The following is a 13,065-nucleotide window of genomic DNA, read 5'->3' as shown; positions in this document are numbered from 1 at the left end:
CTAACCGCCGATCTCGCTCATCGTGCGCTCCGGCTGCAGGAAGCCGACGTCGTCAATGCCGTGCCCGGGCTTCTTGTTCCACATCGCCGCGGCCCACGCCTCGGCGAGCTCGTCGTCGGAGGCGCCCGCGCGCATCATGTCGCGCAGCGAGACCTCCTCGGCGGCCGCGGAGAACAGGCAGGAGCGCACCGCGCCGTCCGTGGTCAGGCGCGTGCGGTCGCACGCGCCGCAGAAGGGGTGCGTGACGCTGGCAATGATGCCCACCTTGCCGCTGCGGCCCGAGGCGTCGGTGACGTCCCACAGCGCGGCGGGCGCGGAGCCGCGCGGCTCGGCGGCGGGGCGCAGCGTGAACTCGCGGGCGAGCCTGTCCAGCAGATCGCGGGCGGTGACCATCCCCTCGCGCGTCCACTCGCCGCGCGGTCCGAGCGGCATCTGCTCGATGAAGCGCAGCTGCAGGCCGCGGTCCAGGCAGAAGCGCACGAGGTCGCACGCCGAGTCCTCGTTCACGCCCGGCATGACCACGGAGTTGACCTTCACCGGGGAGAGCCCGGCCTCCAGCGCGGCGTCGATGCCGGCGAGCACGTCGCCGAGGCGGTCGCGCCGGGTCAGCTCGGCGAAGGCCGCGCGGTCGGTCGAGTCAAGGGAGACGTTGATCCGGTCGAGCCCCGCCGCCGCGAGCCCGGCGGCGCGCTTGTCCAGGCCGAGGGCGTTCGTCGTGATCGCGGTCGCCGGGGCGCGGCCCTCGTCGGTGCGCAGCCGCGTCGTCGCCGCCACGATGTCCTCGAGGGAGCGGCGCAGCAGGGGCTCGCCGCCGGTGAAGCGCACGGAGCGGATGCCAAGCTTCTCGACGCCAATTCCCACCAGCCGGATCACCTCGGCGTCGTCAAGCGACTGCTCCGTCGGGATCCACTCGAGCCCGGCCGCGGGCATGCAGTAGGTGCAGCGCAGGTTGCAGCGGTCGGTGAGGCTGACGCGCAGGTCGCGGGCGACGCGGCCGAAGCGGTCGGCGAGTTCGAGGGGGACAGAAGCCATGGTGGGCCTCATTGTACGGGCCCCGTCAACTACCGGGTTCAGCTCCCGCTGTTGTCCAGGCGGGTCTTCTCGGAGGCGGCCTCGACCTGCTCGGTGGTGGGGTTGCCGTGCGAGCGGTTGCCGGGCCCGGGCAGCGAGATGATGTCGAACTTGTTGTTGGCCAGGTGCTTGCGCAGGTCCTTCTTGTCGAACTTGCCCACCGAGGTCTTGTCGATCGAGCGGACGAACGCCCAGTACTCCGGCGCCATCCAGGTCGGCAGCGTGCCCGCCAGCGACTCGCGCAGCGAGGCGGCCGTCTCCGCGGTGGGCTCGATGCCCTCGTGGAGCACCGTGATGGCGAGCGGCCGCTCGCCCCACTTGCGGTCCGGGTAGCCGATCACCGCGCACTCGACGACCACCGGCGACTCCATGATGAGGTTCTCCACCTGCGCGGAGTAGATCCACTCGCCGCCGGAGCGGATGACGTCGCGGGCGCGGTCGTAGAGCGTCATGAAGCCGTCGTTGGTCACCGTGCCCACGTCGCCGGTGCGCAGCCAACCGTCGGCGGTGAAGAAATTGCGGGCGTCCGTGATCTCCTCGCCGCGGAAGGTGCTGGCGATCTCCCCCGGCTCCTGCGTGGGGGAGTGGTAGTACGACGCGGCGACCATGTTCCCCCGCACCTGGATCTCGCCCTGGGAGCGGTCGGTGGAGGCCATGACCTCGCCGTCGTTGACCACGCGGTACTGCAGCCAGGGGGCGAAGCGGCCCTGCGAGACGCGGTAGGCCCAGCGCGCCTCGCCGGAGACCCCCGACGGCGGGCGGGCGATCGTGCCCACCGTGGAGGTCTCCGTCATGCCCCAGACGTGCACGACGTCCACGCCGTAGCGCTCCTCCCACAACTTGATCAGCGCCGGCGGGGCGGGCGAGCCGCCGACGTAGAGCTCCGTGAGGCTCATGCGCTCCGGCGGGTTGTGCAGGTAGTGCACCATGAGCTGGATCCACAGCGTGGGCACGCCGTGCGCGACACGCGGGTGCGTGCTGGCGATCAGTTTGGCCAGCGTCGGGGCGGACATGTCGGAGTCCGGCAGCACCAGCGGCGCGCCGACGAGGAAGGCGGAGAAGGGAACACCCCAGCTCAGCACGTGGTAGACCGGGATGCAGCAAAGGAAGGACTCGCCGTGGGAGACGGCCAGGGAGTCGGTGGCGCGCAGGCTCATCGCCTCCAGCCAGATCGAACGGTGCGAGTAGGCCACGCCCTTCGGCGCGCCCGTCGTCGCGGTGGAGTACACCAGCGCGGCTGCGGTGTTCTCGGGCAGCGAGGGCCAGGGGTAGACGGTCGACCTGCCGTCGAGAAGCGCCTCGTAGCTGTGGACCTCGATGCGCTCCGGCAGCTCCCGGGCCGGCTCGTGGATGGGCTCGAGCCCGGTGAAGACCACCGCCCGCACCTTCGGACAGCCCGCGAGGATGCGCCCCAGTTTTCCCGCCAGGCGGGGGTCGGCGACAACGACCTCGGCCTCGGAGTGGTTCACCACGTAGGCCACCTGGTCCTCCACCAGCTGCACGTTCAGGGGGGTGAACACCGCGCCCTTCGCCGCCACGCCGAACATCACCTCGAGGTGCTCGGCGCAGTTGTACATGAACGTCGCCACGCGCTGGTCGTCGTCGATGCCGAGGTCGTCGTGGATCGCGTGCGCGAAGGCGGCCGCCCTGGCCCCGACCTCGGCGAAGCTCGACCCCTCCGCCCGGCCCGCGCGCCACGTGGTGATCTTCGTGGTGCCGTGGATCGTCTCGCCGTGCTCGAGGATCCGCCCGACGGAAAACGGCACTTCCTGCATGGTGGAGAGCATGCCCCCACTCTAGCGCCAGCTTTTCGACGCCCCGGAACCGCGTAAAATTTGCGCGGTGCGTTACAATAACGCGCGGGACCGTGAATTCCCCGTTCGGGAAACGCCATGAGCGATCCCCGCAGCGCCCGCACCTACCTGGGCACGGCACAGTTGCCGCGGACGGCGCGCGGGCTGCGGATCTCCCCTCCTGAAGCTTTGCACCGCACCCGCCGACGGCGGGTGCGCGAACGGCAGGGGAGAGACAGGCGGATGAAGTAGCGCAGCAGCGCTCTCCGCGCGAGCAGCACAACGATTTAATTGCACACGAAAGCTTCCGGCACACAGCGCAGAAATAGATCGCGAGAGCATTATCGACGCCGGTCAAGCGACGAAAGGACATCCGTGACCGAATCGGGCACCACCGCAGCAGGCCAGAACCTGGCTGCACTGAAGATCCCAGAGCTGCGCAAGATCGCGGCTGAGCAGGGCCTCAAGGGCCTCTCCGGACTGCGCAAGGGGGAACTGATCCAGGCCATCTCCACCGGCGTCGTGCCGCGCAAGGGGGCCGAGAACGCACCGGCAGCCGGGGGTCGCGAGGGCGCCGAGCCCGCCGGGTCCGAGGGCGCCTCGGTTCCGCGCCGCCGCGCGGCCCGCCGCTCGGCCGCCCCCGCCGCCGAGCAGGCGCCGGGGCAGGACGCTCCCGCGGAGCAGCCGCAGCAGGCCCGGGACAACCGGGAGACCCGGGACGCTCAGGAGCCGAACGAGGCCGCGACCATGAAGAGCGGCAAGGCCGAGGGCGGCGCCGACGGCGAGGAGCAGCGCTACGAGTCGCGCTCCGCCGCGCGCCGCGCCCGCCGCAACCGCGCCCGCCAGGGCAACGACAACGCCCACGACGCCTCGGGCGCGCAGCACGGCGAGGACAAGCAGGGCGGCCAGGACCGTCAGGACCGTCAGGACCGCAACGACAAGCAGGCCCGCAACGACCAGCAGGACAAGCAGGCCGGCCAGGAGGAGCAGCAGGGCCGCGGCAACCGGGACAACCGGGACAACGGCCGCGGCCACCGCGACGAGCGCAACGACGGCGAGGGCGGCAACCGCCGCGGACGCCGCAACCGCCGCAACCGCAACCGGGGGCGCGACAACCGCGATAACCGGGACAATAACCATGAGGGCGGCAACGGCGGCCACAACGGCAACAACCAGGACTTCGACCCGGCTGACCTGCAGGAGGTTGCCGGCATCGTGGACGTGGTGGACAACAACACCGCCTTCATCCGCACGACGGGTTACCGCCAGAACGCGGCGGACGTCTTCGTGAACAACAAGCTGGTCCGCTCGAACGGGCTGCGCTCGGGCGACGCCGTGATCGGCCAGGTCCGCGCGAACGGCCAGAGCCACTCCCACGGCAACGGGCGCAACCGCCAGCGCTACAACCAGCTGGTCCGCGTCGACTCTGTCAACGGGATGAGCCCGGGGGAGGCGAAGCAGCGCAAGGAGTTCCACAAGCTCACCCCGCTGTACCCGAACAAGCGCCTGCGCCTGGAGACCGAGCCGAACATCCTCACCACCCGCGTGATCGACCTGGTCATGCCCATCGGCAAGGGCCAGCGCGCGCTCATCGTCTCCCCGCCGAAGGCCGGTAAGACGACGATCCTGCAGAACATCGCCAACGCGATCGCCACGAACAACCCGGAGTGCTACCTCATGGTCGTGCTCGTCGACGAGCGCCCCGAGGAAGTCACCGACATGCAGCGCAGCGTGAAGGGCGAGGTCATCGCCTCGACCTTCGACCGCCCGCCGAGCGAGCACACCGCCGTCGCGGAGCTGGCCATCGAGCGCGCGAAGCGCCTCGTGGAGATGGGCCAGGACGTCGTCGTCCTGCTCGACTCCATCACCCGCCTGGGCCGCGCCTACAACAACTCCTCCCCGGCGTCCGGGCGCATCCTGTCTGGCGGCGTGGACTCCAACGCGCTCTACCCGCCGAAGCGCTTCCTCGGCGCCGCGCGCAACATCGAGGAGGGCGGCTCGCTCACCATCATCGCCACCGCGATGGTGGAGACGGGTTCTGCCGGCGACACGGTGATCTTCGAGGAGTTCAAGGGCACGGGCAACGCCGAGCTGAAGCTGGACCGCAAGATCGCGGAGCGCCGCGTCTTCCCGGCCGTCGACGTCAATCCCTCCGGCACCCGCAAGGATGAGCTGCTCATGAGCCCGGAGGAGGCGCGTATCATGCACAAGCTGCGCCGCATCCTCTCAGCGCTTGACCCGCAGCAGTCCATCGACATGCTGATCAAGCAGCTGAAGAAGACCAAGTCCAACGGCGAGTTCCTCATGGGCGTGGCGCAGTCCGCCCCGATGGCGGCCAGCCAGGACGAGGAGGAGTACAGCTAATGGCCAAGAACACCGGCAGCCCTGTCTCGCAGGTCTCGCTCGTCGACGACTACGTCTCCGAGTACCAGGGCATCCAGGCCCAGATGGGAGACCCGGAGATCGCGGGCGACCAGGACCGCTTCCGCAAGCTGTCCAAGCGCTACGCGGAGCTGCAGCCGATCATCAGGGCCAACGACGAGCTCGTGCAGGCGCGCGAGGACCACGAGGCGGCGGCCGAGATGGCCTCCGAGGACAAGGAGTTCGCCGAGGAGGCCAAGCGCCTCGAGGGCGAGATCGTGCGCCTCGAGGAGGAGCTGGCCGACCTGCTCGCCCCGCGCGACGAGCACGACGGCGACGACATCATCATGGAGATCAAGGCCGGCGCCGGCGGCGAGGAGGCGGCCCTGTTCGCCGGCGACCTCGCCCGCATGTACCAGAAGTACTGCGAGAAGCACGGCCTGAGCTGGGACGTCCTCGACCTCGCCGAGTCCGACCTGGGCGGGGCGAAGGACATGACCGTGGCGATCAAGTCGAAGACGCCCTCGCGCGACGGCGCCTGGAGCAAGCTGAAGTTCGAGGGTGGAGTGCACCGCGTCCAGCGCATCCCCGTGACCGAGTCGCAGGGCCGCATCCAGACCTCGGCGGCGGGCGTGCTCGTCTACCCGGAGCCGGAGGAGGTCGGCTCGGTGAACATCGACGAGAAGGACCTGCGCATCGATGTCTACCGCTCCTCGGGCAAGGGCGGCCAGGGCGTGAACACGACCGACTCGGCCGTGCGCATCACCCACCTGCCCACCAACATCGTGGTGACCTGCCAGAACGAGCGTTCCCAGATCCAGAACCGCGCCCGCGCCATGCAGGTGCTTCAGGCCCGCCTGGACCAGCTGGAGCGCGAGAAGGCCGAGGCGGAGGCCGCCGAGGGGCGCGCCTCCCAGGTCCGCACGATGGACCGCTCCGAGCGCATCCGCACCTACAACTGGCCGGAGAACCGCATCTCGGACCACCGGATCAACTACAAGGCCAACAACCTGGATTCGGTGCTCGACGGCAACATGGACGAGCTGATCACGGCTCTCCAGGCCCACGAGCGCCAGGAGCGCCTTGAAGCCGAGTAGCCTGCGCGACCTCATCGCCCGCGCCTCCCGCACGCTGGGGGACGCGGGCGTCGCCACGCCGGAGGTCGACGCGCGCCTCATCGCGGCATCGCTTCTCGACGTCCCACCTCTCAACCTCCTGTTCACCGACGCCCCGGCCGACTTCGAGCGGGACTACGCCGCCGCGATCGCCCGCCGGGCGCGCCGCGAGCCGCTGCAGCACATCACCGGCTCCGCCCAGTTCGGCCCGCTCGAGTTGCGCGTCGGACCCGGGGTGTTCATCCCGCGCCCTGAGACCGAGGTGCTGGCCCAGTGGGCCGTGGACATCCTCGAGGCAGTGGCCGACCCGCTCGTCGTCGACCTGGGCACCGGCTCCGGGGCTCTGGCCATCTTCATCGCGGCGGCGCGGCCCGACGCGCGCGTCGTCGCGGTGGAGCGCTCGGAGGCGGCGCGCGGGTACGCCCGAGCGAACGCCGAGGACAACCTGGGGGCCGGGGTGGCGTCGCTAAGCATTGTGCCGGGGGACATGACCGACCCGGAGCTGCTCGCGGAGCTGACCGGCGCCGTCGACCTCGTCGTGGCCAACCCTCCGTACGTGCCGGAGGACCCCGCGCTGGAGCCCGAGGTCTACTTCGACCCCGCGGAGGCGGTGTTCTCCGGCGCCGACGGGATGGAGGCGATCCGCGGGCTGGTGCCCGTCGCGGCTCGGCTGCTCGCCCCCGGCGGGGCCCTCGGCATCGAGCATGACGACACCACCTCGGACGCGGCGCGCGCGGCGGTGCGGGAAAGCGGCGCGTTCAGCAGGGCGGAGGTGCTCGAGGACCTGACCGGTCGAGCCCGCTTTGTCACCGCGAGTAAGCTGAACGCCTGAAGAACGCTGACCGAACACCGCACACGAGCGAGGGAGACTCATGCCGAGCACGATCTACAACTGCCTGGACCCCGAGGGGCGCAAGGAAGGCCTCGCGGCCGCCGTGGAGGCAGTGCGGGCGGGCCAGTGCGTGGTCCTGCCCACGGACACCGTGTACGGCATCGGCGCCGACGCGTTCAACAACGACGCGGTGGCCCGCCTGCTGGCCACGAAGCGCCGCGGGCCCGACATGCCGGTGCCGGTGCTCGTCGGCTCCTGGTCGACCATCCAGGGTCTCGTGCGCGAATTCTCCGACACCGCGAAGACGCTGGTGGAGGCATTCTGGCCGGGCGGGCTGTCCATCGTCGTTCCTGAGGCGCCCAGCCTGCCCTGGAACCTCGGCGACACCCGGGGGACGGTGCTGCTGCGCATGCCGAACCAGCCGCTGGCGATCGAGCTGCTGCGCGAGGTCGGCCCCATGGCCGTCTCCAGCGCCAACATCTCGGGCCACGAGCCGCCCACCCACGCCATCGGCGCGAAGCAGCAGTTCGGCGACGCCATCTCCGTCTACCTTGACGGTGGCGACTCCGAGGTGGGGGAACCCTCCACCATCATCGACATTTCCGGGCCCGCCCCCGTGATCCTGCGCGAGGGCGCCATCTCCGCCGAGCGCATCGGTGAAGTCCTTGGCCTTGACGCGGAGCAGCTGCGGAGGAAGTAGATGTCTGGAGCGGGAGTGCCGCTGCGCGAGCTGGGGCTGGTCCTGCTCGTCGCCGCCGCGATAACGTACCTCGCCACCGGGCTGGTGCGTTCGCTGCTCGTGCGCACGGGGCGCGTGGCGGAGATCCGCCAGCGCGACGTGCACACCCAGCCGACGCCCTCGGTCGGCGGGGTGGCCATGTTCACCGGCTTCGTCTCGGCGGTGTTCCTCGCCCAGCAGCTGCCCGCGCTCACGCGGGGCTTCGCCCCCGTCACCCCGGAGATGACGGCCGTGGTGGCCGGGGCCTTCGCCATCGTCGTGGCGGGCGTGATTGACGACCTCTACGAGCTCGGCGCGGTGACCAAGCTCATCGCCCAGTTCTTCGCCGCCGTGCTGATGAGCCTGCTCGGCCTGGTCTTCACCGTGTTTTACCTTCCCGGCGGGGGAGGCACCACGCTCATCTTCGACCAGGTCCAGGGGGTGGTGGTCAGCGCGGTGTTCACGGTGCTGCTCATCAACGCGATCAACTTCGTCGACGGCATCGACGGCCTCGCCGCCGGACTGGGCATGATCGCCGGCGGGGCCATCCTGCTGTTTTCCCTGACCGTGCTGCACGACCAGGGCGGGGCCGTGTCCGCCTACCCGCCCGCCATCATCTGCGCGGCGCTGGTGGGGATCTGCGGCGGGTTCCTTCCACACAACTTTGAACCCGCCCGCATCTTCATGGGCGACTCCGGGGCCATGCTCATCGGCCTGCTGCTCGCCGCGGCGTCGATCTCCGCTTCCGGCAAGATCAACATGTCGCTCTACGGCGCTGCCGACTTCGTGGCTCTGATCAGCCCGATCGTCGTGGTCCTCGCGGCGGTGGCGCTGCCAGTACTCGACCTCGTCTGGGCGGTGGTGCGCCGCGCAGCGCGGGGCCAGAGCCCCTTCGCCGCAGATGCGGGGCACATCCACCACCGCCTCCTGCGCCTGGGGCACACGCACCGCCGCACGGTCCTGGTGCTCTACCTCTGGGTCTCCGCCGTGGCCTTCGGCGCGGTGAGCTTTTCTGTCGTGCCTGTGACCTGGGCGGCCACGTTCACGGCGGTGGCCCTCGTCGGGGCGGCAGCGCTGACGGCGGTGCCGCTGATGAAGGGCAAGATCGGGCCGAGGGCTCAGTAGCGCGGGCCCATGTTCACGGATGTCCTCGTCATCGGCGCAGGCCAGGCCGGGTTGTCAGCGGCGTATCACCTGCAGCGACGCGGTTTCGTCCCCCTGGCCCGGGCGGGCGAGGAAGACAGGACCTTCATGGTGGTGGACCGAAACCCGGCGCCGGGTGGCGCGTGGCAGCACCGCTGGGACTCGCTGACCATGTCCACGGTCAACGGGATCTTCGACCTGCCGGGGATGACGTTCGAGGCACCCGGCCCGGATGAGCGCTCGAACGTGGCTGTGCCGTCCTACTTCGCGCGCTTCGAGGAGGAGTTCGACCTGCGCGTGGCCCGCCCCGTCGCCGTTTCACGCGTGACGAGAAAGAGCCTCGAGCCAGCGTTCGCGCCCGAAGGCCGGCTACACGCCGAGCTTGACGACGCCACGTCCATCACCGCAGACTTCATCATCAACGCCACCGGCACCTGGGACCGTCCCTACTGGCCTGCGTACCCCGGTCAGAAAACGTTCGCAGGCACGCAGCTGCATACACGCGACTATGTCAGCGCCGAGGATTTCGCGGGGAAGCGGGTCGTGGTTGTCGGCGCGGGCGTCTCAGCGACACAGCTGCTCAACGAGATCTCGCGCGTCACCGACACATTCTGGGTGAGCCGCCGCGAACCCGTCTGGGAGGAACTGGGCTCGGACCGCCTGGCGAGGGGAGTCGAACAGGTGGCCGAGCGCACCCGGAAGGGTCTGCCGCCGGGCAGCGTGGTGCGGGCCACGGGAATGGGCCGCCAGCCCTGGGTGATTGAAGCGGAGAAGCGCGGGGTACTCATCTGGCACCCCATGTTTGCGTCCATCGAGCCGACTGGGGTCCGCATGCCGGACGGCAGCTTCGAACCCGCCGATGTCATTCTCTGGGCAACGGGTTACCGGCCCGCGCTGCGCCACCTCGCCCCGCTGGGCCTGCGCACCGCTGCCGGGGGCTATCGGGTTGCGGCCTCGCGCAGCCTGGACGAGCCGCGACTCTTCCTTATCGGCTACGGGCCGTCCCAGTCCACGGTGGGTGCGAACCGGGCGGGCAGGGAAGCGGTGGTGGCGCTGACCCGCACCCGACTGGGCTAGGGGATTTCTGGGCTAGGGGATTTTACGCGCTGAAGACGTCCTCGATGGGCGTCTCGCCGTCGTTGAACTCGATCACCCTGTTCAGCGGCGCGGCGTCTGCGGCGGGACCGTGCGCGACGGAGGCGGCGATCATCGCGGCGACGTTGTCCCTGCTCGTCTCCTTCGCGGTGGTGGAGGAGGCGTCGATTTTGCCCGTTGCCTCCTCGAGTGTGAGGCGGCTGGGCCGCAGCAGCGTGAAGTTTAGCCCCGAGCTCTCGAGGTGGGCGTCGGCCTCCGTCTTGGCCTGCGCATAGGGGTAAAAGCTGTTGTCCTCGTCGACGCCGTGGTCGGGCCCGGCGCCGAAGTAGGACACCATGACGTAGTGGCGCACCCCGGCCTTGGCGGCGGCGTCCATGGAGCGGATCGCCGCGTCACGGTCGATGGCCCACGTACGCTCCGGGCTGCCCCCGCCGGCACCAGCGGACCACACGAGCGTATCGACGCCCCGGGAGCGCAGCAGGTCCTCGATCACCGCCTCGTCGGCCTCCTGGATGTCGAGTACGGCCGGGGTGGCCCCGTCCGCCTCGACGTCGCCCGCGTGGTCCGGGTTCCGGATGACGCCGATGACCTCGTAGCCCTGCTCCGCGAGGCGGGGAATGGCGAGTCGGGCCACCTTGCCGTGGGCGCCGATGACGGCGACGGTGCCGGGTGCTGCGCTGTCGTTGGTGGTGTTGGTTTCCGTGCTGGACACGTTGACCTCCTGTTGTCGGTTCGTTGTGTGGGCGCCAGGGTAGGCCTCTTCCGGGGGTTGTGCACGGACGGAGCGCCCACGGTCGAGGTGGCTGCGCGATGCGTCACCGATCCGTGCTGGTAGCCGCAGGTTTACCTCGCCGCTGGCTCCGCCGGTAGGATGTGGCCCCGTGAACACTTCCCCGCGAGATGACAACGGAGGCGGCGCCGCTGGGGCGTCGTCAAGCGAGCGCGACCTCGTCGTCGCCGACGCTACAGACTTCGACGACCCGCGCCGACCCCTCGTGCGGGCGCTGCGGCTCGGCGGCTGGGTCCTCGTCGGCCTGACGATCGTCTCGCTCATGGGGTGGGGGGCCGCGCGCGGCCTGCCGGGGCTGTGGGCGGTGCTGCTCGGCATCGCCATCGGCGGGGGGTTCGTGCTGCTTACCGCCGCCTCCGTGCTCGCGACCTCGGGGACCTCGCCGTCGACGACCATGGCGATAGTGCTGGGCGGGTGGCTGGTCAAGATGGTGGTCTTGATCATCGTCCTCGTGCTCATCCGTGACCTGCAGTTCTACGACCACACGGCCTTCGGTGTCACCGCGATCATCGCCCTGGTGGTGGTCCTCTCGGCGGAGGCGTGGGGTGTGATCACCTCGCGGGTGGGCTACATCGGCCGCTGACGCGCGGCGCTGCCCGGGCGCGCCCGGCAAGGCGTGTGTGACAAATGTTACAAAAGTGTAAAAGTGCTGCTCGGCGCCCCCGGCGGGCCACCTTTCCGCGAAACCGGGAGGGGGTGCGAAACAGCCACCCCCTGACACGCCGGAATGCCCGTCGACCTGTTAGGCTATCCGCTGGGTTTGCTTGAGGTAGCTATGGGCCTGCTTGCGAGTTGGCGTCGAACTGCCTGAAGAAACATCCCCTGCACCGCGGTCGCTGATGTGCGACGGAGTCCGCCGCGGCTGCAGTCGACTTGAAGACGTCCATCGCACCGCACCCGTTCGCCGGGTGCGGCCCGAGAACGGGAGAGAACGCTGAGCGTTACAACTTTGGCCGAGGGCATGAAGGGTACCTTCCACGCGCCCGCACTTGGTCCAGAATTTTTCCCGGGGCAAACGTACGGCCAGCTCGTTGGCGCAGACTTCGCCAACGGTTGGTTCGCGCTGGATCGCATCATGATCGTCCGCCTCTTCGTGGCGGCAATCCTGGTGCTCCTCTTTGCTATTGCGTTTAGGAAGCCGCAGCTGGTTCCTAAAGGCCTGCAGAACCTGGCGGAGATGGGCGTGGACTTTGTCCGCGTCAATATCGCTGAAGACACGCTGGGCAAGAAGGACGGCAAGCGATTCCTTCCGGTTATCGCCACCATCTTCTTCACGATCCTGTTCATGAACGCGGCCACGATCATCCCGGGCCTCAACATTTCCCCGAGCTCGCGAATCGGCATGCCGATCGTGCTCGCCGTTGTGGCCTACATTGCGATGATCTACGCCGGCGTTCAGCGCTACGGAGTGAGCTACTTCAAGCACTCGGTCGTGATCCCTGGGCTGCCGCCCTTCCTCCATCTCCTGGTGGTGCCCATCGAGATCTTCTCGACCTTCATTCTGCGTCCGGTCACGCTGGCACTTCGTCTCATGGCGAACTTCCTGGCGGGCCACATCATTCTCGTCCTGCTCTACTCCGCCACGAACTTCTTCTTCTGGCAGCTGAACGCATGGACGGGCCTGAGTGGGCTCACCCTCGTCGCAGCGCTGCTGTTCACCCTGTACGAGTTGATCATCATCTTCCTGCAGGCGTACATTTTCGCCCTCCTGACGGCTGTGTACATTGAACTCTCGCTGCACGCGGATGCGCACTAAATCGCAACAGCAATGGCGCGAAGCAACAGGCCAAACTGAATAACCCCACACATTTCGTCACTCGCCCTTCACCGCGACCCACGCGGGAGGGCACCAAGAAAGGGAACGACTTTCACATGAACGACATCATCCTCGCTCAGGCAAACGAGACCGTCACCGCCTTCGACGGCCTGCAGTCCATCGGCTACGGCATCGCCACCATCGGCCCGGGCATCGGCATCGGCATGCTCGTCGGCAAGACCGTCGAGGGCATGGCTCGCCAGCCGGAGATGGCCGGCCAGCTCCGCACCACCATGTTCCTGGGTATCGCCTTCGTCGAGGCGCTCGCCCTCATCGGCCTCGTTGCCGGCTTCCTGTTCTAAAAAGAACCAACGCCACAACGTAAACCTTT

At 69.0% G+C, this 13,065-nt stretch carries 12 protein-coding genes; 9 read left to right on the top strand and 3 right to left on the bottom strand.

The genetic code is table 11. The annotated features are described in order from the left end of the window. Window positions 1-1,032: a GTP 3',8-cyclase MoaA gene (moaA, locus tag DYZ02_RS02330; RefSeq protein WP_342767214.1), complete on the bottom strand. Its 1,032-nt coding sequence runs from the start codon at window positions 1,030-1,032 to the stop codon at window positions 1-3. Between the two features lie 38 nt (window positions 1,033-1,070). Further along, window positions 1,071-2,858 (bottom strand): long-chain fatty-acid--CoA ligase, encoded by a 1,788-nt coding sequence (locus DYZ02_RS02325; protein WP_115684822.1) that lies wholly within the window; start codon window positions 2,856-2,858, stop codon window positions 1,071-1,073. Window positions 2,859-3,239: 381 nt separating this feature from the next. On the opposite strand from DYZ02_RS02325, the gene rho reads away from it, so the two are divergent. From rho to DYZ02_RS02295, 6 genes are read left to right on the top strand one after another with little or no spacing between them, the layout of a single operon-like run. Further along, window positions 3,240-5,228 carry a transcription termination factor Rho gene (gene rho, locus DYZ02_RS02320; RefSeq protein WP_115684821.1) on the top strand — a complete coding sequence of 663 codons (1,989 nt, stop codon included), beginning with the start codon at window positions 3,240-3,242 and terminating at the stop codon, window positions 5,226-5,228. Next, entirely contained in the window at window positions 5,228-6,322 is a 1,095-nt protein-coding gene (gene prfA / locus DYZ02_RS02315; RefSeq protein WP_115684820.1) for a peptide chain release factor 1, read from the top strand. The genes rho and prfA overlap by 1 nt, the downstream gene beginning before the upstream one ends. Next, complete coding sequence (gene prmC / locus DYZ02_RS02310; protein ID WP_115684819.1) at window positions 6,309-7,172, top strand: peptide chain release factor N(5)-glutamine methyltransferase; 864 nt, start codon at window positions 6,309-6,311, stop codon at window positions 7,170-7,172. Before prfA ends, prmC begins: the two co-directional genes overlap by 14 nt. A gap of 40 nt (window positions 7,173-7,212) precedes the next feature. Continuing rightward, window positions 7,213-7,872, top strand: coding sequence for an L-threonylcarbamoyladenylate synthase (locus DYZ02_RS02305; protein ID WP_115684818.1), 660 nt, complete (start codon window positions 7,213-7,215; stop codon window positions 7,870-7,872). After that, window positions 7,873-9,015, top strand: a complete 1,143-nt coding sequence (locus DYZ02_RS02300; RefSeq protein ID WP_115684817.1) for an MraY family glycosyltransferase — start codon at window positions 7,873-7,875, stop codon at window positions 9,013-9,015. Between the two features lie 9 nt (window positions 9,016-9,024). Then, window positions 9,025-10,110: an NAD(P)-binding domain-containing protein gene (locus DYZ02_RS02295; protein WP_115684816.1), complete on the top strand. Its 1,086-nt coding sequence runs from the start codon at window positions 9,025-9,027 to the stop codon at window positions 10,108-10,110. Window positions 10,111-10,132: 22 nt separating this feature from the next. Here the strand turns inward: DYZ02_RS02295 and DYZ02_RS02290 are convergent, their stop codons facing one another. Continuing rightward, window positions 10,133-10,840, bottom strand: a complete 708-nt coding sequence (locus DYZ02_RS02290; RefSeq protein WP_115684815.1) for an SDR family oxidoreductase — start codon at window positions 10,838-10,840, stop codon at window positions 10,133-10,135. A gap of 283 nt (window positions 10,841-11,123) precedes the next feature. On the opposite strand from DYZ02_RS02290, the gene DYZ02_RS02285 reads away from it, so the two are divergent. The 3 genes from DYZ02_RS02285 (at window position 11,124) to DYZ02_RS02275 (ending at window position 13,036) form a co-directional block, all read left to right on the top strand. Next, window positions 11,124-11,501 (top strand): Cg1360 family ATP-synthase-associated protein, encoded by a 378-nt coding sequence (locus tag DYZ02_RS02285; protein WP_181896970.1) that lies wholly within the window; start codon window positions 11,124-11,126, stop codon window positions 11,499-11,501. A gap of 378 nt (window positions 11,502-11,879) precedes the next feature. Then, window positions 11,880-12,674: a F0F1 ATP synthase subunit A gene (gene atpB, locus DYZ02_RS02280; protein ID WP_115684813.1), complete on the top strand. Its 795-nt coding sequence runs from the start codon at window positions 11,880-11,882 to the stop codon at window positions 12,672-12,674. A gap of 116 nt (window positions 12,675-12,790) precedes the next feature. Continuing rightward, complete coding sequence (locus tag DYZ02_RS02275) at window positions 12,791-13,036, top strand: ATP synthase F0 subunit C (RefSeq protein WP_038589976.1); 246 nt, start codon at window positions 12,791-12,793, stop codon at window positions 13,034-13,036. Window positions 13,037-13,065 lie beyond the last annotated feature (29 nt).

It is taken from the genome of Corynebacterium senegalense (assembly GCF_900411315.1).
GTDB lineage: Bacteria > Actinomycetota > Actinomycetes > Mycobacteriales > Mycobacteriaceae > Corynebacterium > Corynebacterium senegalense.
The sequence above is the reverse complement of the archived record's forward strand: the minus strand, read 5'-3'. Positions and strand labels throughout refer to the sequence as shown.

What these genes read in the sequence shown, in the direction of transcription:
- moaA (WP_342767214.1), bottom strand. Translation starts at nt 1,032, where the DNA reads ATGGCTTCTGTCCCCCTCGAACTCGCCGACCGCTTCGGCCGCGTCGCC.
- DYZ02_RS02325 (WP_115684822.1), bottom strand. Translation starts at nt 2,858, where the DNA reads ATGCTCTCCACCATGCAGGAAGTGCCGTTTTCCGTCGGGCGGATCCTC.
- prfA (WP_115684820.1), top strand. Translation starts at nt 5,228, where the DNA reads ATGGCCAAGAACACCGGCAGCCCTGTCTCGCAGGTCTCGCTCGTCGAC.
- DYZ02_RS02305 (WP_115684818.1), top strand. Translation starts at nt 7,213, where the DNA reads ATGCCGAGCACGATCTACAACTGCCTGGACCCCGAGGGGCGCAAGGAA.
- DYZ02_RS02300 (WP_115684817.1), top strand. Translation starts at nt 7,873, where the DNA reads ATGTCTGGAGCGGGAGTGCCGCTGCGCGAGCTGGGGCTGGTCCTGCTC.
- DYZ02_RS02295 (WP_115684816.1), top strand. Translation starts at nt 9,025, where the DNA reads ATGTTCACGGATGTCCTCGTCATCGGCGCAGGCCAGGCCGGGTTGTCA.
- atpB (WP_115684813.1), top strand. Translation starts at nt 11,880, where the DNA reads ATGAAGGGTACCTTCCACGCGCCCGCACTTGGTCCAGAATTTTTCCCG.
- DYZ02_RS02275 (WP_038589976.1), top strand. Translation starts at nt 12,791, where the DNA reads ATGAACGACATCATCCTCGCTCAGGCAAACGAGACCGTCACCGCCTTC.